Source organism: Vibrio sp. 1CM23M, assembly GCF_023161755.1.
GTDB classification, from domain to species: Bacteria; Pseudomonadota; Gammaproteobacteria; order Enterobacterales; family Vibrionaceae; genus Vibrio; species Vibrio coralliirubri.
In genome coordinates this window covers 750,888-772,619 of the sequence record NZ_JALNTR010000002.1, presented here as the reverse complement: position 1 = coordinate 772,619, position 21,732 = coordinate 750,888, and the positions used below count along the sequence as shown (strand labels likewise).

General features: G+C 43.1%; 25 protein-coding genes and 1 pseudogene. 14 read left to right on the top strand and 12 right to left on the bottom strand.

Annotated features, from left to right (window positions below):
- Positions 1 to 8: 8 nt before the first annotated feature.
- Complete coding sequence (locus MSG35_RS08810; RefSeq protein WP_248383703.1) at positions 9 to 3,524, top strand: hypothetical protein; 3,516 nt, start codon at positions 9 to 11, stop codon at positions 3,522 to 3,524.
- A 62-nt stretch (positions 3,525 to 3,586) separates the two neighbouring features.
- Positions 3,587 to 4,537 carry an OmpA family protein gene (locus MSG35_RS08805; RefSeq protein ID WP_248383702.1) on the top strand — a complete coding sequence of 317 codons (951 nt, stop codon included), beginning with the start codon at positions 3,587 to 3,589 and terminating at the stop codon, positions 4,535 to 4,537.
- Positions 4,538 to 4,634: 97 nt separating this feature from the next.
- Here MSG35_RS08805 and MSG35_RS08800 read toward each other — a convergent pair whose 3' ends face one another.
- From MSG35_RS08800 to MSG35_RS08760, 9 genes are all read right to left on the bottom strand, one after another.
- Positions 4,635 to 5,009: a hypothetical protein gene (locus MSG35_RS08800; protein WP_248383701.1), complete on the bottom strand. Its 375-nt coding sequence runs from the start codon at positions 5,007 to 5,009 to the stop codon at positions 4,635 to 4,637.
- A 67-nt stretch (positions 5,010 to 5,076) separates the two neighbouring features.
- Positions 5,077 to 5,502 carry a hypothetical protein gene (locus tag MSG35_RS08795; protein ID WP_248383700.1) on the bottom strand — a complete coding sequence of 142 codons (426 nt, stop codon included), beginning with the start codon at positions 5,500 to 5,502 and terminating at the stop codon, positions 5,077 to 5,079.
- A gap of 7 nt (positions 5,503 to 5,509) precedes the next feature.
- The gene (locus MSG35_RS08790) at positions 5,510 to 6,061 is read right to left on the bottom strand and encodes a helix-turn-helix domain-containing protein (protein ID WP_248383699.1); all 552 of its coding nucleotides are present in this window, start codon (positions 6,059 to 6,061) and stop codon (positions 5,510 to 5,512) included.
- Positions 6,062 to 6,064: 3 nt separating this feature from the next.
- Positions 6,065 to 6,868, bottom strand: a complete 804-nt coding sequence (locus MSG35_RS08785; protein WP_248383698.1) for an outer membrane beta-barrel protein — start codon at positions 6,866 to 6,868, stop codon at positions 6,065 to 6,067.
- The gene (locus MSG35_RS08780) at positions 6,868 to 7,908 is read right to left on the bottom strand and encodes a hypothetical protein (protein WP_248383697.1); all 1,041 of its coding nucleotides are present in this window, start codon (positions 7,906 to 7,908) and stop codon (positions 6,868 to 6,870) included. The genes MSG35_RS08785 and MSG35_RS08780 overlap by 1 nt, the downstream gene beginning before the upstream one ends.
- On the bottom strand, positions 7,908 to 8,606 hold the full coding sequence (locus MSG35_RS08775; protein ID WP_248383696.1) for a hypothetical protein: 699 nt from the start codon (positions 8,604 to 8,606) through the stop codon (positions 7,908 to 7,910). The genes MSG35_RS08780 and MSG35_RS08775 overlap by 1 nt, the downstream gene beginning before the upstream one ends.
- Positions 8,607 to 8,608: 2 nt before the next feature.
- Positions 8,609 to 11,392: a TcfC E-set like domain-containing protein gene (locus MSG35_RS08770; RefSeq protein WP_248383695.1), complete on the bottom strand. Its 2,784-nt coding sequence runs from the start codon at positions 11,390 to 11,392 to the stop codon at positions 8,609 to 8,611.
- Positions 11,389 to 11,907: a hypothetical protein gene (locus tag MSG35_RS08765; protein ID WP_050634635.1), complete on the bottom strand. Its 519-nt coding sequence runs from the start codon at positions 11,905 to 11,907 to the stop codon at positions 11,389 to 11,391. Before MSG35_RS08765 ends, MSG35_RS08770 begins: the two co-directional genes overlap by 4 nt.
- A 17-nt stretch (positions 11,908 to 11,924) precedes the next feature.
- Positions 11,925 to 12,440 carry a hypothetical protein gene (locus MSG35_RS08760; protein WP_050650183.1) on the bottom strand — a complete coding sequence of 172 codons (516 nt, stop codon included), beginning with the start codon at positions 12,438 to 12,440 and terminating at the stop codon, positions 11,925 to 11,927.
- A 254-nt stretch (positions 12,441 to 12,694) separates the two neighbouring features.
- Here MSG35_RS08760 and MSG35_RS08755 point away from each other — a divergent pair, with 254 nt between their 5' ends.
- The 3 genes from MSG35_RS08755 (at position 12,695) to MSG35_RS08745 (ending at position 14,218) form a co-directional block, all read left to right on the top strand.
- Complete coding sequence (locus MSG35_RS08755; RefSeq protein WP_048609459.1) at positions 12,695 to 13,312, top strand: winged helix-turn-helix domain-containing protein; 618 nt, start codon at positions 12,695 to 12,697, stop codon at positions 13,310 to 13,312.
- A complete protein-coding gene (locus MSG35_RS08750) occupies positions 13,305 to 13,754 on the top strand; it encodes a hypothetical protein (protein WP_248383694.1) in 450 nt (149 codons plus the stop codon). Before MSG35_RS08755 ends, MSG35_RS08750 begins: the two co-directional genes overlap by 8 nt.
- Before the next feature lie 71 nt (positions 13,755 to 13,825).
- Entirely contained in the window at positions 13,826 to 14,218 is a 393-nt protein-coding gene (locus MSG35_RS08745; protein ID WP_241486943.1) for a hypothetical protein, read from the top strand.
- Positions 14,219 to 14,372: 154 nt separating this feature from the next.
- Here the strand turns inward: MSG35_RS08745 and MSG35_RS08740 are convergent, their stop codons facing one another.
- On the bottom strand, positions 14,373 to 14,792 hold the full coding sequence (locus MSG35_RS08740; protein ID WP_081228733.1) for a BLUF domain-containing protein: 420 nt from the start codon (positions 14,790 to 14,792) through the stop codon (positions 14,373 to 14,375).
- Between the two features lie 205 nt (positions 14,793 to 14,997).
- Complete coding sequence (locus tag MSG35_RS08735) at positions 14,998 to 15,189, bottom strand: hypothetical protein (protein ID WP_081228732.1); 192 nt, start codon at positions 15,187 to 15,189, stop codon at positions 14,998 to 15,000.
- 527 nt (positions 15,190 to 15,716) lie between these two features.
- Between MSG35_RS08735 and MSG35_RS08730 the strand changes: the two genes are divergently transcribed.
- The 8 genes and pseudogenes from MSG35_RS08730 to MSG35_RS08695 all read left to right on the top strand — a co-directional run bounded on the left by MSG35_RS08730 (position 15,717) and on the right by MSG35_RS08695 (position 20,188).
- Entirely contained in the window at positions 15,717 to 16,142 is a 426-nt protein-coding gene (locus MSG35_RS08730) for a hypothetical protein (RefSeq protein ID WP_248383693.1), read from the top strand.
- A 236-nt stretch (positions 16,143 to 16,378) separates the two neighbouring features.
- Entirely contained in the window at positions 16,379 to 17,191 is an 813-nt protein-coding gene (locus MSG35_RS08725) for a zinc-dependent metalloprotease (protein WP_248383692.1), read from the top strand.
- A gap of 146 nt (positions 17,192 to 17,337) precedes the next feature.
- Positions 17,338 to 17,859: a GNAT family protein gene (locus MSG35_RS08720; protein ID WP_248383691.1), complete on the top strand. Its 522-nt coding sequence runs from the start codon at positions 17,338 to 17,340 to the stop codon at positions 17,857 to 17,859.
- A gap of 123 nt (positions 17,860 to 17,982) precedes the next feature.
- On the top strand, positions 17,983 to 18,234 hold the full coding sequence (locus MSG35_RS08715) for a TIGR03643 family protein (RefSeq protein ID WP_017065384.1): 252 nt from the start codon (positions 17,983 to 17,985) through the stop codon (positions 18,232 to 18,234).
- Between the two features lie 38 nt (positions 18,235 to 18,272).
- Positions 18,273 to 18,371: pseudogene (locus MSG35_RS08710) on the top strand (DUF3465 domain-containing protein); the annotation flags it as partial.
- 50 nt (positions 18,372 to 18,421) lie between these two features.
- The gene (locus tag MSG35_RS08705; RefSeq protein WP_248383690.1) at positions 18,422 to 18,958 is read left to right on the top strand and encodes a GNAT family protein; all 537 of its coding nucleotides are present in this window, start codon (positions 18,422 to 18,424) and stop codon (positions 18,956 to 18,958) included.
- A 14-nt stretch (positions 18,959 to 18,972) separates the two neighbouring features.
- Entirely contained in the window at positions 18,973 to 19,734 is a 762-nt protein-coding gene (locus MSG35_RS08700) for a nucleotidyltransferase domain-containing protein (RefSeq protein WP_248383912.1), read from the top strand.
- Between the two features lie 61 nt (positions 19,735 to 19,795).
- Complete coding sequence (locus MSG35_RS08695; protein WP_248383689.1) at positions 19,796 to 20,188, top strand: NUDIX domain-containing protein; 393 nt, start codon at positions 19,796 to 19,798, stop codon at positions 20,186 to 20,188.
- A gap of 168 nt (positions 20,189 to 20,356) precedes the next feature.
- On the opposite strand, the gene rplY is transcribed toward MSG35_RS08695, so the two are convergent.
- On the bottom strand, positions 20,357 to 20,635 hold the full coding sequence (rplY, locus tag MSG35_RS08690) for a 50S ribosomal protein L25 (RefSeq protein ID WP_048658383.1): 279 nt from the start codon (positions 20,633 to 20,635) through the stop codon (positions 20,357 to 20,359).
- Between the two features lie 367 nt (positions 20,636 to 21,002).
- On the opposite strand from rplY, the gene MSG35_RS08685 reads away from it, so the two are divergent.
- Positions 21,003 to 21,731 carry a glycosyltransferase gene (locus MSG35_RS08685; protein ID WP_017079049.1) on the top strand — a complete coding sequence of 243 codons (729 nt, stop codon included), beginning with the start codon at positions 21,003 to 21,005 and terminating at the stop codon, positions 21,729 to 21,731.
- Position 21,732: the final 1 nt, after the last annotated feature.

Genomic DNA, 21,732 nt, shown 5'->3' with positions numbered 1-21,732 from the left:
GAAATTGTATGAAAGTATTTAGTAAGTCTCGTTTAGCGACGTGTGTGTTAACGGCCATTCCTGTGATGGCGGTAGCGAAAGACACAGGTAAGCTTGAAAAACTCGGTTCTGAGACGACTGGCATTGAAATCACTAAGCCGAACCAAGATCAAGATAGTTCGCGTATTTACCTAGAACAAGGCGCTATTTGGGCAAGCCGCGACATCACACGCTTTGACCCAGTGCTCGACGTCAGTGTTAGCGATGAATTAGAAGTGGAGCAAGGCACACTGCGTGACAGCGTCGGTTTCACCATTACCACCAACTATGGTTACTACATCAAAAAGTACCAGTTGGAAGTGTACCGAGTGGGTGACTTTGGCTTGTCTGAGCCAATCGCTGTACTTGATGGCGACAAACTGGCGAACGACTCTGACATCAATTGGGATGGTCAAACCGATGTTGATTACCAATTTAATGTCGGGGAGCAGCTGATGTTCCGCCTAAAAGCGTGGGACAAAGATGGCAACATGGATGTAACCACCGTTGGTGTGACTGACTTAGTCAAGCCGGACTCTGAAGTCGATATCGACCGAAACGATAACGATGATGAAGAGAGCAAAGATAAAAGTTACGGCCAAGCTAAGTTGATGCGTCACAACATCCCGACCAATGCGGGCTTAGCGAAATTCATCGGCACTGGCTTAAAGGGCGTAGATAAAGTCATCATCGGTGAAGATGAATTTGATGTCGAAGACGGCAACTTATACGCAGAGCAGTACTTACCTACAGACTCCTACATTTTCCCAACCAAGGTTGTGTTTGATAACGGCGATGAGCGTCGTTATAAGCTGTACGTTCGTATTCCAGATACTTACTACGCACAAACTGGCTTGGCTGATCTTTATGTTGGTAAGAACAATGTGTCTGGTAATAGCGATGCATTAAGTGTCGATAACCAGTACCAAGATGACATCTATAACCAAGGTCGTTTAGCGTACTTTGGTCAGGGTAAATTTGGCGACAAACTTCGTGTAACGACTCACTTTGATACGCGAGAAAGTGAAATCAAAGACATGTTCAAACATCCGTTCGCCTCCGACGATTCGGATGTGTTCGATATCCTCGAAGACGACGATGAGCTTTATTACGGCAACTATGGCGATAGCTCAAACATCGAAAAAGTGGTCAACACCAAAGGCAAGGTTTACCTCAATGTTGAATACGATAAGTCTCAATACTTGTGGGGTAACTACAACACGGGTTTAACAGGCACCGAGAACAACGATTACAACCGTAGCCTCTATGGTTTCAAAGCTGATTATCGTACTCGTGATACTACACAATACGGTGAAGATCGTTTGAACGTGGTCGGTTTTACCGCAGAAGCAGATTCGTTGTATGCACACGATGAGTTCTTGGGCACTGGCGGTTCTCTGTACTTCCTTCGTCATGGTGAAGCGGTACCAGGAAGCGACAAGGTTTATGTGAAAGTAAAAGATGAATCTGGCCTAGTACAGAATGAAATCCCACTTGAGCCGGGCGTCGACTATGATTTTGACCCGTACCAAGGTCGTATTATTTTGACCAAGCCACTGGACAATATCCTATCCGACAGCTTTGGTAGCGTGATTGAAAACGGAGACGACTACGAAAACTTTCTGGTTGTTGACTATGAGTACGTCCCACAAGGTTCTGACTCATTAGATGCGATGTCTTACGGTGGTCGTGCCAAAGGCTGGATCAACGATTACATTGGCGTTGGCGTGACGTACGCGACCCAAGAGAAAGACAATCAAGATTACGAGTCTTATGGTACGGACTTAACGTTACGTGCTACTGAAGGGACCTACATTAAGGCTGAGTTTGCGCGCAGTGAAGGTAGACAAACCGAGTCGAATTTCGTCTCTACCGACGGTGGTTTAACCTTTACGCCAATTGGCGACACATTGGAAGACCGCGAGGGTGATAGTGTCCAAATCACAGCTGTTACCAGTCTTTATGACCTTGCCCCAACCATCTTTGGTGCCGTTGGTAATGACCTGAAACTTTGGTATCGAGACAAAGACGCGGGATACAGCTACGCGAGCAGCAGCGATGACCTTGAACAAGAAGCTTACGGTGCTGAACTTCGTTTACAAGCAACTGATCGCTTGGCGGTGCTATCTCGTTTCTCGACCAATGAAGAGCGCGATGTCGATGGTAATCTAGAAACAGATACTGAAACGATTGAGATTGAGACTCAATTCAAAATCACCCAGCACATTAAGGTATCTGCAGCTGGGCAACAAACCGAAGAACTTAACCAAAACGACGAGCACAGCGATGCGACCTTAGCGGGCGTGCGTTTGGAATACATGTGGGACAGCGACAACAGTGTCTACATCAAAGGGCAAACCACAGTATCTCAATCGGATGACTACGACGAGAATGACAGTGCATCGATTGGTGCTGAATTCCAAGTGTTGGAAGACTTGTCTCTTGGTGGCGAATACACCGATGGCGACCGAGGCCAAGTAGCAGAAGCGACGGTGACTTACGATGTATCCGATGACCACTCAACCTACGTAACTTATGTAGATGATAACTACGAAGGCCAAAACAACGTGATTGTTGGTCAGCGTGCAGACCTCACCAGCAGTGTCGATTTCTACCAAGAGAACCAGTTTGTTGATGAAAACGATGGTCATGGCCGTATCGACTCGTACGGCTTTGGCTACGACGTGACGGAAGATGTCGAGATGGGGATCGGTTATCAACTTGGGGAAATTGAAGATGACCAGAACATCACCACAGAGCGTGAATCTATTAGCTTCAATGCTTCAATTGACCTAGATGACATCACTCTAAGCCACAAATTTGAATATCGAGTGGATAAGAGTGAAGACGACCCTGACATCGCTCAGCGAGAGCTGCAACAAATCGTGACGACCAACCGTTACACACATCACTTAACTGAAGAGTACACGCTATTTGGTAAGTATAACTACTCAATCACGGAGAGCGAAACCACGGGCGAAACCATGGCGCAATTTACTGAAGCCACTGGCGGCCTTGCGTATCGTCCGATCTACAACGATCGACTCAATTTACTGAGCCGCTACACGTATATTGCAGATTTCGATCAACTGGATCGCGATGTGGATTATCAAGACGAAACCAGTCAGATCATTGAAGTTGAAGCGATCTATTCAATCGACCAACACTGGGACGTCGGTACTAAGTACGCCCATAAAGACAAACAGCAAGCTTTTGAACGAGCGTCTGGTTCGAATGAGTTGGTCAAAAGCGATATCGACCTATACGGATTAAGTGCTTCTTACCGCGTGATGAAAGAGTGGGATGTGACGGGTGAATATCACTGGAAAACAGACACTCTCAACGATGAGCTAGAACACGGTGCATTAGTTTCGGTGAACAAGCACATCGGCGAGAACTTCAAAATGGGGATTGGTTATAACTTCTCTACGTTTGATAGTGACTTAACCAATGATGACGACTACGACGCATCGGGTGTGTTTATTAACTTAGTCGGTAAGATCTAAGCCTGCCCCAAAGTGGGTTGAAAGTTAAGAGTTGAGAATTCAAAGTGACAGTTAAAAGTAAGATGAAAACAATTATTTTCCTAGTTAGCGCAGTGATGAGTACTTTGCTGCTGTCCGGCTGTGCAACCGACACCTATGTGAGTCAGGAGAACCGAGACAAGTTTGCTGGCATAGACGTGTCTAAGTTTTTAATCAGCGAGTGTTTGGCGCCGGAGCGTGAGGTGCACATCGCCATCGCAGAGCATTTTGCGTTTGATAGATATCAATTACGCGACCTCGACAAGATCAACTTAGATACCTTTGTTAAAGAGATCAGAGGCTTAAAAGGGCGCATCACGATTGTCGGCCATACTGATTACAAAGGTTCTCTGGAATACAACGAACGTCTTTCACAGCGCCGTGCTAAATCGGTCGCAGATTATCTGAAAGGGCAACTAGACCCAACGCAATATGACTGGGAAGTGAAACACCTTGGTGAGACTCAACCTCTTCTGTTTGGTAAGACAGATAAAGACCGAGCGGAGAACCGCCGTGCATTTATCGTGTTTGAAGAAGCTCAGAAGTACGAAGAGATGCCTTTCTGTGAGCCACCAAAACCAGAACGTAAAGTTTATATGGCAATGACGCCACACTTCGATTTCGACAAATCACTGCTTAAGCAAGAAGATCTAACTCAGTTAGATGACTTCACAACTAAATTGAGCGGCCTGCAAGGTAGCATAATGGTGGCAGGGCACACCGACCAAGCGGGTTCACTTTCTTACAATGAAAAACTGGCAGAGCGCCGCGCAGAAACGGTGGTTGAATACCTCAAAACCAAACTCGACCCTAAGCAGTTCATCTGGGAAGTGAAGTCATTTGGTAAGTTGCAGCCTGCGATTAATGAACGCTCTGAAAAAGCCGATGCATTAAACCGCCGCGCGTTCATTGTGTTCAAAGAATCTGATATTACTGCCGAACAGCAAGCTCTTTCTGGCAGTGAACAAGAGACGTCGAGCAGCGAGAGCGATTAGAGATCACCGAAGAATAACGAATAGTTGCCTTTATAATAAAACGCAAAAAGCCCCATATGTTGGGGCTTTTTGTTGCTTGAGTGTCAAGATGAAACAATCAATGTATTTCTGGGTAACTGCCTTTTATCTTCGCCAGTTGAGTTTGTACTCTTTCAAACTTAAGTTCTTCATCGAATGACATAAGAACCTCCCCTTCACTTTTTGTTTCTAATCGAATATCGAATAAGCGGTTGTTAGCATTGATAAGATCACGCCTAAGTTGTGGTGTTAAATGCTCCGATACGTGCAGATATGTCGAATCCCAAATTAGGAAGTAAAGTGTGTTGTGAGTAAAGCCAACAATCCCCGAGCTCTTTCTTGTTGTGCCATCAGATAAGGTGTTCACAAACGTGAATACGCCGTTGTTAATGTAGACATGTAGAGAACGCTCAGGGTTTGCGAGGTGACTTTCAAGCGTAAATTGATAGCTCATAAGCTTGAGCCAAGGACTGAGCAAGAGTAGAGCAGAAAGTATGAATGACACTTTCCACAGAGAAAGCCTACCAGAAGCCCAAGTTGCCCTTAAATTGAATGTCTTCGATCTTTTCATGTTCTAACCGTTTTTTCATATAGATAGTTTTTTTATCAGAGCTTAACTGTGCGACATTAATCTTTGAGAGGTGCTGTATTGAGTCAAGTTTAAGCACCTCACTGTCGTCTATGCGGTGGTTAAGAAATTCGTAATCTCTGTCTAAAGAGATCATGAATACTGTATCGTTGAGGACGGCATATATACCGTATCCTTTTCGAACTACTTCGTGTGGCAGGAACTGCACGGACGAGTACAGCCCATGATTAAACTGCAAATGGGTTTCAGCGTGCTGCTCAGTATGACTGCCGTATATAGAGAACTCTCCCCCCGTCGCGTTGATATAAGGTAAGGCCAAAATGGCGAGAATGATGATGAGTGGTCTTTTGAAATTCATGGCAACCTCAGTTGTAAATCGAGTAATAAAGCGCAAAAGCGTATATCCAGATACATGCTGTTAATATCAGGTCCTCCCAGCGAAGTCGTTGGTGTTCATTATCAAAGTTGACAACGCTTGGCTGGATACGCGGTCGCTTCACCCTCGCGCTCAAAGTGCGTGACATTACAGGTTCTGGATCTAACATTTTCGGTCGTTTAGCAACCGTACTTGGTTTGATGTTGGGGAGTTCACCTTCTTCGACTAATTGAATCGCAGTCGGTATCAGCAACTTATATCCATGCGATGGCACCACGCGAATCTCTGAATCAGGAATCAGAGATTTAACCTTCTTCCTGAGATGCATGATGCACACATTAAGTGAATTTGGGCCAACCACACGATCTGGCCAACCGGCCTGTTTCAATTGCTGGCGAGTACATGGTTTATAACTGTTTTCATAAAGAACACTGAGAATATTAAACTCAATAGTACTGAGAGACACTGAATTCAAAAGAATCAGTGGCTTGCTCTCATAGAGTTCGAGTGCGTCTTGTTTTGAGTTTAGGTGCAACAACATAGCTTATTCACAACGTGTGTTTGGAAGTAACACAACATCACCGGCATAGATCAGGTTGATGTCTTTGAGATCAGCAAATTTGCGATTCAGTTGTTCAAGTTTCTCGAAACTGATCTGGTGATTGTGAGCAATTTTAATCAGCCAATCGTCTTGTTTCACAACGTAGCGGACCGGGTGGCAGGTTTGAGGTTCCACTTTAGGTTCATACGTTGTCACTTTTGACGTTGAAGTCACACTGAGATCGTTGTACACAATCGGTTCAGGTTCTGATTTATTTTGTGTCAAAAAGTGATAGCGCATGCCCAAGATTAGAACTTGCAGATCTTTTTCAGGGTCGTCGCTAAATATGAATTTATAGCCAAATTTCATAGTGAGTTGATCGTTGAACTCATATTCCACGCCAAGTTGACTGATGGGAGACCATGTATCGCTTTCCCATAGTGAGCCTACACCAGCATAAAGGTTGTAGTGGCGAGATAGTGGGATAGTACCAAGTAACGAAATATCCGTGCTGTTGAATCTTTGTTCCTCAACTTCTGAATAAGGGAGGTCCGGTTCTTTCATGGTTTTGATGTACCCGTAATAGCCAGTACTGGCCTCGACTGACCATGTTTTTGTTAGGTCGTAACCTAAAAGAATTTGACCACCAAATGCAGTATCAGACACTTCAGAGTTAGTTTTCCCTGCGTTGGTCACATCAGCGCCAATATAAAATGGTGATGCATCAGCTAAACATAAGCTCGGCAGTACCAACGCGCCCGCAATAAAGCTTTTGGCTATTAGCATATGATTAAACAATATTTTCATTAGTAAAGTTCCTCAAACATGACGGTGAAATGTCCTGAATAAGTACCGGTTTCCACGTCTGTCGAAGGAATATTTTGGTAGTTAACATTGAGATCGAAATTGATCACTGAGCTTGGTGACTGAATCACATAGCTGGTCTGGTGATTGTCGAGCTGATTGACGCCATTCTTAACCCAGTCTTTATCTTCACAATTCGCTTCATTGCATTGAATAGAGTAGGGAATGGATGTATTGCCTGACGCCGACGTAAGTTCAAACTCATTGGTCAATAATGTCATCGACAAGCCAGTACTGAACTGGCCAATTGCCGTGATATTGAATGTGGTTTGAGCTGAGACGGTATGGTTAGTTGTGTCATAAATAGGGGGCAGTACACCATCACCGCTAACGTCAATACTCTCCAAGCTATTCGGTGTGTAATCGATATTCACAGTAAAAACGTCGGGCAGAATACGGTAGGTCAACGCCCCTCCTGAAGAGCGATAGTAGTATTTTATGTCAGCTGGAATTGTTGCCGTATACACACCTTTTGCCTGACCTTGAAGCGAGTTCAATAGAGACGTCGTATCTATGTTGAACGTCGGGCGATAAAAATAAAACGGTGTAACTGATTGCGAATACTCAAGTGAAAAACTGGCACTGCAGTTTTGGGTATCGCTGTCACCGAGCGTCACAATATTCCCCGATAATTGAGACTGGCTACATGTAGGCGTTATAAATTTATTATCACCGCGTGTGTATGGGTTGGATGCTGTGTTGTATTGCAATCCATTAACCGCAATCGCTGCTTGGACACTTTGGCCTGCATTGCTGGTTAATGTCATGGTGTCTGGCTTGTCTGTAACAAATGCACTAGGCAAAAACTGACTCGTTGTGGTGAGGCCATTTGCGATAGACCAATCACTCAAGGTGTATTGGTTCCCACCGAGAGTGATGGCGTTTTCAAAACGCACTTGTTGCCCCTCAATATTGATATTGAGGGTGGCAGCGTAGTTAGGCATAGTCGCGAACAGTAGCGACAATAAAACGAGTCGTTTCATTACTTACTCTCACTCAGAGTGACATCTTGACGGTAACTTTCATCGTGATTAACGACCGTTACTTTTAAGTTCGAGGGATCAATGTTTTTCGGTAAAGGGTAGCTACGCTCACGGCCAGCGAGAGACATGATCGTGACTTCACAATCTTCTGTTACTTCATCTGTGCATTGATCAATGTGAGCCCGTACAAAGCTGTTGCCCGTGTTGTTGATGTGCAACTCACCGTTGTCCCAAGACATCGAGTAATCAATATCTTGAGCTTGTGCTGGGATAACAAATAAAGGACGGTAGCCAAAGTTAATGGTTACTGCTGAGTTAAGCTTGCCTTCCGGATCGTATGGAGAGGGCTCGAAGCTCACTAGGTAGTACTGGTCTTCGGTGAAATCGCATTTGTTGCCGCACAGAGAGCGCACGCCAATTTGCTTTTGGCGATGCGGCTCTAGAATGGTTTTGTTGTGAGTCAGCGTTACACGCCAATCTTCAAAGTTATCTTCAGCGTAAGGCACACGAGTGATCTCTCCGTCTTCAACCACCAACTGCGTAATGTTGGATTGAATGAATTCGGTGATCTTATTGCTGTTCGTTAGAGTGAATACGCCGTTTCCGTACTCGTCTCCAATCAGTAACATGGTATCGACATTCATCGCATTAACAGAGGTTGTAAGTGCAGCAGTCAGTAAAATAGGAAGCTTTTTCATAATCAGTTACCTTCAGGTCGGTTAAGTACAAAGTTGTGCTCTCGTAGCGATTCCGAATTGGCGTAGCGAGCAACATTTTCTATGTGTTGACGTTGTTGATGACTGAGTTGAAGATCCTTATTTACAGTCAGGTAAACAAAAGAAGTACGACCTAGACGAGTGGTAATAAACTCCATCCCGCTGTCGGTCAGTGCATGCAATTGTTCGTTAAGTGTGTTGATGTCATCGAATTCACCGATGTACATCACGTTAATTTCTTTGTTGTTACTCACCAACATCATTGACTCCATTGGATTCAAGTTTGGTTGGCAAAAGTTGGTCCCAAAGTTCAGCTGTTTCGCATCATCGACAGACGGCAAGTAACATTGTTGGCCGTTACTGGTTAGCGCGAATTGTTGACCTTCTTGTACGTCGACTTTGTGAATGCCAGACGTAATGCTTGATACGTTCAAACATGCTGGGCCTTCACATTCAATGTTGTGTACATCGTTGCCGAAAATGTCCTTGAATTTACTAACAAAGCTGATCACACGGCTCACGTTCGAGTTCAATTCAATGACCGACCCGGGGTGTGTGTAGCCTGTTACTGACTGTTGGCCAGTGTTGTGTAAAGCGACGCTTTCTACATCAAGCTCTATCGTTGCAGCTTGGTAGTCGTCTAGGGTAATGACTACTCGGTCGTTGTAGATGTACTGTTTGTTCATCACCTGGTCATCGGCACGTACAACCACTAAGCCTTTTGTCTTTTTCTCGTCGGTATCAAAACGGATATTGTTTTGGGTATCGACTACCACATAAGCATCGCTTTGTGCGGTAGTGAAACTCACGCTCTCACCACCAATAATTTGGGTGCTACGTAATGTAGCGTTTAACGCTTTTTCGCCGTTGTTCGCGGCGTAGAAAAAGCCGTCAGCTTGGTAATGCTCATCTCGTTTGGCGGCATACGCCGTTACATTAGTTACCGCTGCGTTAGGCGAATTAACGTAGTAACTGTTGCTGGCAGTAAGTCGTAAATCTGTGTCTTGGTCTTCGACTAAATCTTGTGTCTCTAAGCTGTTGGTGTATTGGCTAAAGCCATTCTCCGTGATCGTGACCCCCGTATTGCCAGTCAGCTTCGATGAAAGAGGTACTGACCAATTTAGAGAGATGGAGAGCTCACCATCGTCCCAATTTGATGTCAGTTGCTCATTATTAATAGTCACATTTAGATCGAGCGTTGAATCGACGATAAACGGTGCACTTAAACCAGAAGACAGTGACCAGTTACTTAGCGAACTGTTGTATAAATTACTTTGTTCGATGTAATTCACTGAGCTATACCCACGCACCGTGTCACCAATGGTGTAGCTGGTGGAAATACCGAGCTGTTCTTTGTCACTGGCTCCGTATAAGTGTTCAGCAAATTGGTTTTGGTCTGGGTTATTCAGGCGCTCATAGGTAAAGCCCAAGCTGCCAAGGTTCCAGTATCCAGATACATACCAAGCCTCATTGTCGATGTTAGAAAGGAACATTTCATAGCGGCTATCGAAGGGTAAGTAGCCTTTAAAACCTAACTGACCCATCGCATGTTCGGTGGTCAACGTGCTACCTATTGCGACCGTTTGTGTATCAGACCATTTATAAGCCAATGCACCTTGGAAAAAGGCAACACCTTCAAATACGTTGGATGAAGACAAGCCTGATGGTTGGTCTTCGTCACTCTGGTAAGTGTCGTTGTCTTGGAATTGGCCCGCAGCAACCGAATAATCGAATTCACCAGTATTCAATGTGTCTGTATTTGCGTTGTAAATTCGTACCGATTCAGAAGAAACCACTTGCGTACCCGCAGAGATCTCAATAGTCACGTCATACACGCCATCTGGGAGTTCTGAGTAGCTGATGCTTCCTTGACCTTCTTGTACAGACTGCTGCACGATGATTTGGTCATCGCGAAAGATTTTTAACACACCTTGGGTCTGTGCATAGAAGTACAGTGATTGGTCTTCGTTTTTAGCGGTACGACTTAGGTTTTTGCTCGAAGACAAATTCACGTTTACGTCATGATATTGAGTACTGTTGAGCAAGAAAGAGGTACTGTTAAGTGCCAAGCGATCTTGGTGATAACCTGCTGTTAAACGCAGGTTTTGATACTCAAGGTTGTAATAGCCGTAATTGAGCTCAGACGCATCTTCTTGATTGCTCAGGTAGGTGTCTACATGAACCGAGCCATAAGGCAGCCCCAAGATGAGTTGATCACTTAAATTCACATTCAAATCGTCTGAAAAGTCGCTTGATGTGTATAAGCTCACGTTGTTGATCAAGCCTGGGTTTGCGTTGTAAGTCGACGCGTAATGCTTCTTGAGTGCTTTCGGTTTGCTCTTCTCAAGCAGCTCTTTGTTAACGTATAGGTAGAGCTTATTTGAGTGGTAATCATAAAAAGTGTCGTACGTTTTAGGAGTAAGGCTACATAAGTTCAGGTCACCCTGGCAGTCAACAGTATTCGATTGACCGCGAGCAAACCCAGCAACTATTTGCTTTGCTGAGCGCTCATTTAGGCCTGATGACATCAGTTCCTTTGCAACTGCAGTTGCATCTTCAGGCTTACTGAATTGCACTGAATCGTAAGTTACAGACATAGGAATCGTCATGTAACGACCATCAATGTTTTTTAACTCGACATCGCGTTCTTGTTGCGAATAAAAATCTTCAAATCCAGCTGGGATTGAAGTGTTTCCATTAGCAGAAACCAGATGTGACAAGGTCAACGAACCTAAGATCGTTGTTGTAATCAACGTGCTATTTTTCATAACGAAAGCTCCGCTAAAACAGATAACTGGCCTTGGCACAGGTTTGAGCCTGTCGGTAAAGCCCCAAAGGATAAGATGACGTCGTATTCGCCACTCTTTAGGTCGTTTGATGTGGTGTTGAAATCCATCAGAACAGGGGTTGATGACGTTAAGGGTTGTTCAGCGACAGTCACATCAACAAGATCTGCAGGCGTTATTAGTGTCTGTTTATGAATATCGAAACACTGGGCTGTATTGCCTGTCATGAACAACTGGAATCGAGTCGACTGATCAGAACTTGGAATATCGGTCTCGACCAATAACTGTGTTGTAGCATCTCGAAAAGTGTCGGTTTTTGGATCGACCTTTAGCGATAAAGAAGAAGGGGAAAACGCGACTTCTGTAATCTGATAAGAGAAAAAGTGTTTCTTATCGATTTCACTCGTTAACTGGAACGTATGAGTTTCTGCATTGGCATAAAGACTCATCGCGCCTGCACTCAACAAAGCGAGAAGTGGGCGAGTTAAGTAATTCACAGTTTTCCCCAAACCACTTAAAGCGCTGCTACGTAGCTAGCTGCCATTTGTACGATAACTTGAGCTTCACCCTCTACAGGCACATCTGATATTTCCGAAGAGTTTTTAACGCTCAGTTGAACGTAACCACCCGTTACTGATCCGACTTGGCCTTGGGTTAGTTGTGTCTGGTCGTCGTAAAGCTCAACGGATGCGTCTTGAGTCACTTGGTTGCCAATCAGTACTTGAGACGTCACGTAAGTCCAAGTTGCTTCTGGCTGACGATCACCGATAGTTTGGTCTTCTGGAGTGAAGTCACGAGCTTCTAGAACCACGTTAGAAGAAGTGAATGTTCCATCAGTATTTACGTACAAGCTACCTTGTTGAATGTCACCCCCTGATTCACCCGTGATGATAAGGTTCGAGCTAGGTACTGAACCACCAATCACACCACTCCAAATTGCATCTGCAAGTGCTTCATCTGCTGCGTATACCGAACCAGAAGTCATTGCGAATGCTGTTGCGCCCATCACGAAAAAGTTATTAAGTTTCATGTTTCTCACCTATTGTTTAGAAATGTATGTATAAAAATAAAAGGTGCATTGGAATCGAGATTTCCTGCACACTTTCGAGGTGATTGATTTGACTTCAACGGCGTATGAATTGGAAATAAAAGCCCGTTAATAGTGCTTTATACGCAGTTAATAACGTTTAATTTTTTAGATTTACTACAGTTAAGTGGCTGATAATTCGTGTTTTATGTTTTTTTAGTCTACTTTTAGTAGGTAGTGCGAATGCAGGGAAAAGAATGTTTAAAAAACTTTCTATAGACACAGTAAGAAGAACCATAACTTTGATAAACAGCGACTCGGGGCAAGAAAATCAGCCCTTAGAACTGAATCGAAGTGAATATAATTTGCTGTTGGCTTTTTGTGAGTCACACGGAGAGGTGATTGATAAGCAGGTTCTGATTGAGAAAGGTTGGCCAGGAAGAGTCGTCGGTGAGAACTCTTTGGCCGTTGCCATTATGAAGTTACGAAAAAAGCTAGACAGCTTAGAGCTAGGGTTTGAAGTGAACAACTTGCCCGGAGAAGGGTATGTATTCATCAATGCGATGAACATCGAGATTGTTCATGATGAGTCTGCCGCCAATAGTGACAATGTCGTGGAGGCTAAGGAGTTCGATTATGAAAAAGAATTAACTCAAGCACCGGCTTTACAAACTGATGATGACTATACCGATACGCCTATTAATTCCATTCAAGAAGAACCGCCTGCAACATCTAACGTATTTCGTCGTTGGAGTAAGAAGCCTGTGGTGTGGGAGATCACCATCGCATTGTTTATTGGATTGATCACTTTCTATTTTGTCTATCGTGAAGCTTTCGAATGCTTTGAATGTTTTGGGGGAGGTGTTGGTGGTTAGCCTTAAATCCCTCACTCTACGAGTTGGACTCTTTATTGCGGTGTTGTTTTTGGTGCCGTGGTTTTTGTCTTTAGGTACATACTTTTCTGGTTACGCCCATTTTGAAGACGACGAACACGATATTATCCTGAATGCTAAGTCAGGCTTTTACAAAACCATTCACAGTTATGAAGGGCAAGTGTATCGAGTCCACCGTGGTATCTATGCTTCCTTGGGAGATTCTCTCTATTTTTTTTCATTAGATGGAGATTATGAAGAGGGCCTAAACCCTGAATTTGCAGCCAAGGTCGTGGCAAGTGACCTAGAGAATTATTTCCGAGGTTTGACTCATGTGTACGTCTCTGAGAAGAACGGAAATATGGTAGGCCTTTTACAAAAAGACGACATAAAGAAAACGTTTGATCAAGTGGTGATCCAAGGGCGGATAAAAGTATGGGATTAACGAGAAAAACAAAGACTCTGTCCATTATTTGCTTACTTATATTGCCGCTGTTGGTGCCATGGGTGAATGCTATGTTTAGTGACTTCGAAATCAACAGTCACTTTGATGATCGTGAGGTCACTTTGATTGGCTCGCATGGGCGCTTCAAAGCTCAGGCTGCTTATCATGACGGCACGCATGCAGTGGGAACAGGGTATTATGGCACCTTCTTTGATACGATTTATCTTTTGACTGTTCGCACTGATAAAGTCGTTGAAGGCGACCCTAATAACTTAAATGCATTCCTACGTTCACACCAAACTTTGATGGTTTACAAAATTAAGAAAAACGACGATGGGCACTACATATTAAGAAGGCTTGAAGAAGATCCTCGACTGGGTATGCATGAAAGCCAGATAGAAGCCGTAGGCTTTTTTGGTCCACTGTCCTCAATACCGACACCTGAAGTGAATCAAGCATTATAAAATGTACTTGAAGGATGCACCAGACGTAAGTTAAAGAAGAAAGGCTAGAAGTTGATCTAGCCTTTCGTAACCTCGCTTTAATCCAAAAATTTCAGCTCAACGTTTCATGGTTTTACACCAGTGATTGAGGCATGAACCTGTGATTAAACAATACTTATTCAGATGGCAAATTCTGTTTCAATTCCAGAAGCATTCGATAAGCACTTTCTCCAGACATCTCATATGGATTGAATTGGTTGGATGTCGAAAACTGTAAGTTCACCAATTCGGTTAGGCTTGATTGAGGGATATCACCCATAGACCAATCTCCAAATTGGCGACAGTCTATTTCCCTGAAATACAAGATCATCACATCTTTGTGGCGTTTATCATTCAGGATGTGATTGTAAGTTTGATTAACTGCACTTCTAGAACCTTCAATACATTGAAGAAAATACTTATCGTTGTGGCTAAGAAGGCCTGTTAAGTGGCTCTGCTTATTACGGTCATGTGAAATCTGAAGAATGTCGTTCAAAGCCTGAGAGTCGCAACTTTCACAGAGTGTACTGACATAAATTAACCGAGTTAGGAACATAGGCATCATTTCGAATTTTTGTACAAAGGGTATTAATAAATATAAGCCAAGTTCATGGAATTGCGAGTCATTGATTTAATTATCACTCGGTGGCTTTTGGAAGAGAAGAGGATGGGATGACGTAGAAAAGAACTGGTCGCAAGATACGCTAAAATGACTCGAATGTTGGTTATTCAATCATTTTAGCGGCCTGCTAGTGATCTCGTTAGTTGTTTAGAATTGAAATCGATTCAACGTTTGAAGACGCATCAAAACGAACATTGACCAACACACTTTCACGTTCGAAAGTCACATCATCAAAGTCAGTCGTTGCGATCTTAAACCCATTTCTTGCGAATAAACTCGTTACCGTTGTTCGTTGTTTCTGTTCCATAGCGCATGTCAGTAGTTCGTTCATCGTGATCTCCATTAAGTAACTGTGTGCATATTGTAAGCGTACAGGCTCCACATTATGAGATCAATTGCTTAATTAATAAGCTATGTTGATATGTTCAATTGAATGATTTTGGTATTCAAAAAATCGATAATCAAGAGGGAGGGTGAATGTTCTGATTATGGAAGATGGGGTGTTATGTGACCGTGGTTCAGCATTCCTTGAACACGAAGTTTGTCGCAAAAATCGCGTTGAAATAAATGGTTACAAAGCAGGAGGAATTATGCCCGCTGTTTAGTATGTTCGGTCGATTATCGGAATCACTATCGGCCTATATCTAACTTAACTAAAGTACATCGATTTACGATGAGTCGACTCCTCAATAAACCTTCTTTTATCTAAATTTTGTATGCTAAGTGATGTTGTTATAATTGTTATTAATTGCATAGGCTTGATTTTAATATTGGCTTGATTTATAAAATAAGCATTCGTTCATTAACTTCATGATTGCATTAGTTTTTACTAACCTTTAAATAACATGGAGAAAGGCGATGAATAAGAACCAAACACGCAACAGGTTAGCGAATTTAGTGCGACTTCGTACGTCATACAAAGCATCAGACTTTCTGGTGAACTCTAACGAGCTCCGAGTTAAGAAAGATGTGTATAGCTTACGTAAAATCAAACAGTTAGAAATTCGTCAATTGGGTCTTAAAGAGAACGCAATCAATATTGTTTCGTTGGCTTTAGTCCTCTCGGCTGCGACTTGGGCATTCGTGCCTCAGTTCGGTTTACCGATGCTCGCACTGACCTTTATTTTGGCGTTTGTTACATGGCGAAGATATGAGTTGCGTGCAGAGTTTAAAGGAGCCGATGAAACTGGCGACCATTGGGTTTCCGTGGCGCGCGGTTGTACTCGAGAAGAGTTCAAAGTGTTGAAAAACGTTGAATTGGCTTTACGCGATCAGGTGTCTTAATACTTTAGATTTCTTCGTATTTGGGCCTTGTTAATGCCAGGGTCTTATAACCGTTAAGCTCTCATAATCAATAAAGCTCGTCATTGCATGGCGAGCTTTTTGTTTTCTGAAAAACACAGATAGTGCAGGTTACTTTGAGAGGCCAACGCTTATATGTGTAATGGGGCAGGATATGAATCTTAAGTCACGGCATTTATGATGCTTTTTGTGGTTTTGAATATAGGGAGAGGGTGGAAATGAATACACGAGTCAGTGAGAGTTCTTTTAAAAGGCTCATCCAGTTAGTTGGTTGTGTTTTGATTATAGTGTTGAGCAATAGTCGACTCTCCAATGCTCAAACCATAGAGTTTCCTACTTGTGCACAGAGCGAGGTTTTGAATACAGAAATCCACCTTTATGTTGATGAATCGCTGTTATCTGAATATTCCAAAGCATTTATAGCCTCTAAAATAGCGACATGGGAAAGCTATTCGAATCTGGTGTTAAAAAACTCCTGCGTCCCTATGACGAGAAAAGTCACTAAGGTGACTTATACGTCTGAAATCGACAGCCTTTGGTTTCAAGATTTGAGCGCAGCAGAGAGGTTATTAAAACTCTCGATGGAAGAACCGATTCCAGAAACAACAGAAGACGGCGTCCCCATTTTTACTGGGATAGTATTTTCTAATTATAATTTTAGCTTTGAGTCTGATTATTGTGGTATGTCATCTTCGGTATCCTACTTTTTTTCTTTAGCGATAAACTGCCCTGATTACTTAATGGAGCATGAAATTGGCCATTTAAGTGGTGCTAATCATGACTATAAAACGTTATTGAAAGATTTTGATAGTATAGAAAGTTACATTTCTGGAACGTATCCAAGAGCTCCTCAATATTCCTTCGGCGCAATTTGTGCTGATAGAGGCACAGTGATGTCTTATGAGCGAGATGTTATACCTGCTTATTCCAGCCCAGACATCAAAGTGGATGGCATAAAATGCGGAGATAGCAAACACCACAATAATGTAAGAGTGCTTAGAGAGTTCGCACAAGCTTATTTAACCCTATGATTGCCTAGTTGCTAGATTGGTAGTCATCCGATTTAGTTACTTTATTATTAATGATTATTATGAGATTAATGACTGCTGTGGTTGCGACTAATCCCTCTAGAACTCAGACCAAGAACCATACCTAAGCACCAAACCAAGGAGAGAAGATGCAAGTAACTATTAGGTCCGCCATGCCAAGCGAATTGGCCGCCATTTATGCATTGGTTATCTCAAACGATGAGTGGACGAAGTTTAACGGCCCTTATTTTCCATACTCACCGCCATCACTAGAAGAGTTTGAAAGCCGTTCGTTTCAACGGTTACTCAATGGATCTGACTTACAGTTGGTGGTTGTAGACGATGTGCCTGTAGGTACTGTCAGTTGTTATTGGGAGTGTGAAGAGACACGTTGGCTTGAAGCCGGAGTAGTCATTTATAACTCCGACTATTGGGGGCAGGGTATTGCTGCGTTAGCTCTTCCTCTTTGGATATCCTGTCTATTCAAAAACAAGCAGATAGAGCGTGTCGGTTTAACCACTTGGTCGGGTAATCCACGGATGATGTCACTAGCCCTCAAATTAGGCTTCCAGCAAGAAGCTAGGCTAAGAAAAGTGCGTTATTACCAAGGCGAGTATTATGACTCGATTAAGTATGGTCTATTGCGTTCTGAGTGGCTGGAAAGCAAATAGCCATAATTTGAGTTAGCTTGTTGTTTTATTGAACTTTATAAGTCGTGTAGTTCAAAGTGGTCACTTGTGATCTTTAAATCGAAGACGGGCGTATTTCTTCCAGTTTATAAAGGAAGAGTATGCATGATGCTATCTAAAGAGAATGAATCAAGAATTATCGAAATGGCGTGGGAAGACAGAACGCCGTTTGAAGCAATAGAACTGCAATTTGGTTTAAATGAATCGGAAGTGATTCGTTTTATGCGTAGCCATCTCAAGCTTGGCAGTTTTAAGCTGTGGCGTTCACGTGTTTCTGGGCGCTCGACCAAGCACGTAAAACTGCGCAGTTCGGACGTTTCGAGAGGTTATTGTCCGACTCAGTACAAGCACCGCTAGATAGGGACTTATTTAGTCAGCCCAATGACATTTCATTATGGAATTAGAAAGGTGGCGTAGTGCACTGGACGCACAAAGATCCTCGTAATCATCACACTCATGGTTGGTTGAAGCATAACGGGAAAGTATACGAGTAAACATCTCCGAGACTTTTCCCTTCATGGCTATAAAATAAAAAGGAATTTTGATGTTTAAGCTGGAAACTGACAGGTTGATTCTTCGAGATATGAGTATCGAAGACGAGTGTGCCTTTGTTGCGATGTCTCAAGACGTAAAGTATCAGCGTTTCTATGACGAAAATGATTGCGAACCTAACAAATATCGAGAGCTAACCCAGTTGTTTGTTGAGCAGTCTTTGGTAGTTCCGCGCCAGTCTTTTCAATTAGCGGTTGAAAGCAAAGACTCGGGGAAGTTTATTGGAACCGTTTGTTTGCGCCTCGAGGGTAATCGACAAGCTTCGATGGGCTGTGCTTTCTCAAGGGAAACTCAGGGAAAAGGGCTTTCTATAGAAGCATCTGAAGCCCTCGCTAATTTTGGTTTCTCAGAGTTAGGCATACACCGCATCTACGCCGAAACCATCAGTAAGAACTTGGCAGCCATCAAATTGTGTCAGTCATTGGGAATGAAAGAAGAAGCGCGCTTTGAGAATCATCGATTTTTCAAAGGTCAATGGTGGGATACAGTTGTGTTGGCGGCTCTACATTCTGATTGGAAAAAGGCTTAGTGATGGAAAGTGGCATACAGAAGCTAGATAGAGGGCTCGATCGAAAAGGGTTTATTCAAAATCTTTATTCGCCAAAGAACATTGCGCCTGAATTTCAAGACGTGGTGTCAGCAGTCGTTGATTCGCTGCTAAGAGAACTTCCAGGTCAAGTTGATGGTATCTACTTGTATGGAAGCGTGCCTAGAGGAACGGCCATTGTTGGTGGCTCTGATTTGGATGTTTCTATCGTACTCGCGACGCCTGTTGGTCAGAGAGAAAAGGAAGTATTTAACCTACTTTCCGACACCATACCCCAAACCTATCCTCAAGTGACTAAGCTTGATATTGATCCAGGGTCTCTCTCAGAGGTTCTGCAGCCCAACGAAGAATTCCATTGGCAGTTTTGGCTCAAGCATTGTTGCTGTTGTATTTGGGGGAATGATTTATCTATAAAGTTTCCACGATATAAGCCCAGTAATGAAATAGCCCAAGCTCTTAATGGCGATTTATCGACTTATCTTAAGCAAATGACCCCGAATTTCAAAACAATGACTGGTGGGGATGTCACTAAGGTGATTGGCAAGAGGTTAGTGCGTGCAGCGTATTACTTTGTGGCCGAGCAAGACGGTAGTTGGTACACCAACCTAAGCCAGTGTGCCGAAGTAGCCAAACGTTATTACCCTAATCAAAGCGACGATATTGAGCTAGCGTATCAATACGCTCTTGGAAACTTGATATCGAAAACAGAAGCTTTTGAATTGTATGAAAGGCTGAGCAAAAAGCTTGTTGTAAATTAAACATTAACACAAGCTAGAACAACAAACTTAACTACCTTTGTAACGGTTTTAGGAAAATTAGATGGATGTCCACGAGTGTGTCTCTTTTATCTTGCTGAACGAATCACAAGTATTGCTAGAAAAGCGTAGTAAGTCTAGGGAGACCGATCCCGGTTTAATCACTATACCTGGCGGTCATATTGAACAGGGTGAAAACCAGGTTCAGACACTCTTTCGTGAGATCGACGAAGAGCTTAATGTTGTTCCGATTGATTACCAATACTTGTGTTCGCTTTACCATCCTACGAAGGAACTTCAGTTGATTCATTATTTTATCGTGAGTGACTGGAAAGGAGATATCACCGCTCAAGAGGCTGATGATGTTAAGTGGTATTCACTAGGTTCAGCTCCTGTTGGTATAGCAGCCGATGGTATTGCTTTGAAAGAAGTAGAGCGCGTGGGTAGGTATCTTTAGTTTGGATTCGATAAGATGTTTTGGACGTTTTTTGAGGGCTCAAAAACGGTGAAACCCCGATGTTGGTAGCATCGGGGTTTCGAATTTCTAGATTTCTCGACTGGTAAGATCGATTATCTTTTCTATGCAGAAGGCTGGATTAATCCAATCTTATTCCTTGGTAGGGAATTAGATACGGATGAAGTCCATGTGCTCAACTTTTGGCTTGAACGCGTGACGTTGAACGTCTTGTGGCTTAACCTTAACTTCTGCGCCGTCAATCAGTAGAGTGATTGCTTCGTAGAATTCAGGCTTATCCATTTGGTTGATCACTTCAGCGTGAACAAGTTCGATAGCTACAGCTTCAGCTTCGCCACCGTAGATTACAGCTGGGAATTTACCAGCGTGACGTAGGCGGCGGCTCGCACCTTTACCTAGTTCAGTACGTACTACTGCTTCAAATTTCATAGTTTTACTCTCAAATTAGTAAAAATTAACTTCACACCTCAATGCGACCTTGAGTGTGTGGTAATGCTTAAACATAAAAGTTCATGCTTAAGCGAGCGCGGATACTAACATCACATTCCAATATGAGCAAGTAAGAAGCCCATCTCAAAGTGAATTTCCTTAGATAATGGGTTCGTTTGGAGATAAAACGTTCGCTAACGCTTGTTTAGTGCATTTTAACCCCTTTTACATCGCCATTCTTATCTATTTATATCACCGCTAAATCATCAAGTTAATGAACGGAAAATGAATGTTTGCCTAAGACTTGGTTAAGGCTTAGTTCGTTAATCTTAGTGTTAATTAAACAGCAGAATGAATAGGTGAAAATATGGAACCGGTAAGCATTGTCGTAATTACGCTAAACGAAGAGAAACGCATTAGCCGCTTAATGGAAGAGTTGAGCGTGCAAACCCACCAAGAGTTTGAAGTGATTGTTGTCGACTCGAACAGTGAAGACAACACCAGAGAAGTGGCGCAAGCTTATGAAAACGCGCTGCCAAAATTAACAGTGCATCACATGGAAAACCGTGGTGTGAGCCTTGGCCGAAACACAGGTGCGTCATTGGCGCAATACAACAGAATCCTTTTCTTAGATGCTGACGTGAGCTTGCCTCGAAACTTCCTTGCGAAAGCGCTTTATGAATTAGAAGAGAAGAAGCTTGAAGTGGCGGGTGTGTACATGAGCTCGAAAGGTTTGCCGCTTGTACACAAGTTTGGTTACGGGCTATTTAACGCAGGCTTGTTTACTACCCAGTTCTTTTTCCCGACGGCGATTGGCGCATGTATTTTCTCGACTAAACGGGCGCATGATGAGATCGGCGGTTTTGATGAAGAGATCGTCCTGTGTGAAGACTGTGACTACGTAAAACGTGCGAGCAAAACATGGCGATTTAGATTCCTAAATATGACTTTTGGTTTTGACCCACGTCGCTTAGACCAAGATGGCGTTGTGAAGACAGGCTCTACTTATCTTAAAGCCAATGTAAGACGCTTCTTTAAAGGCGAAATGCGTAACAACGAGATGAACTACAAGTTTGGTCACTACAAAGAACAGTAAG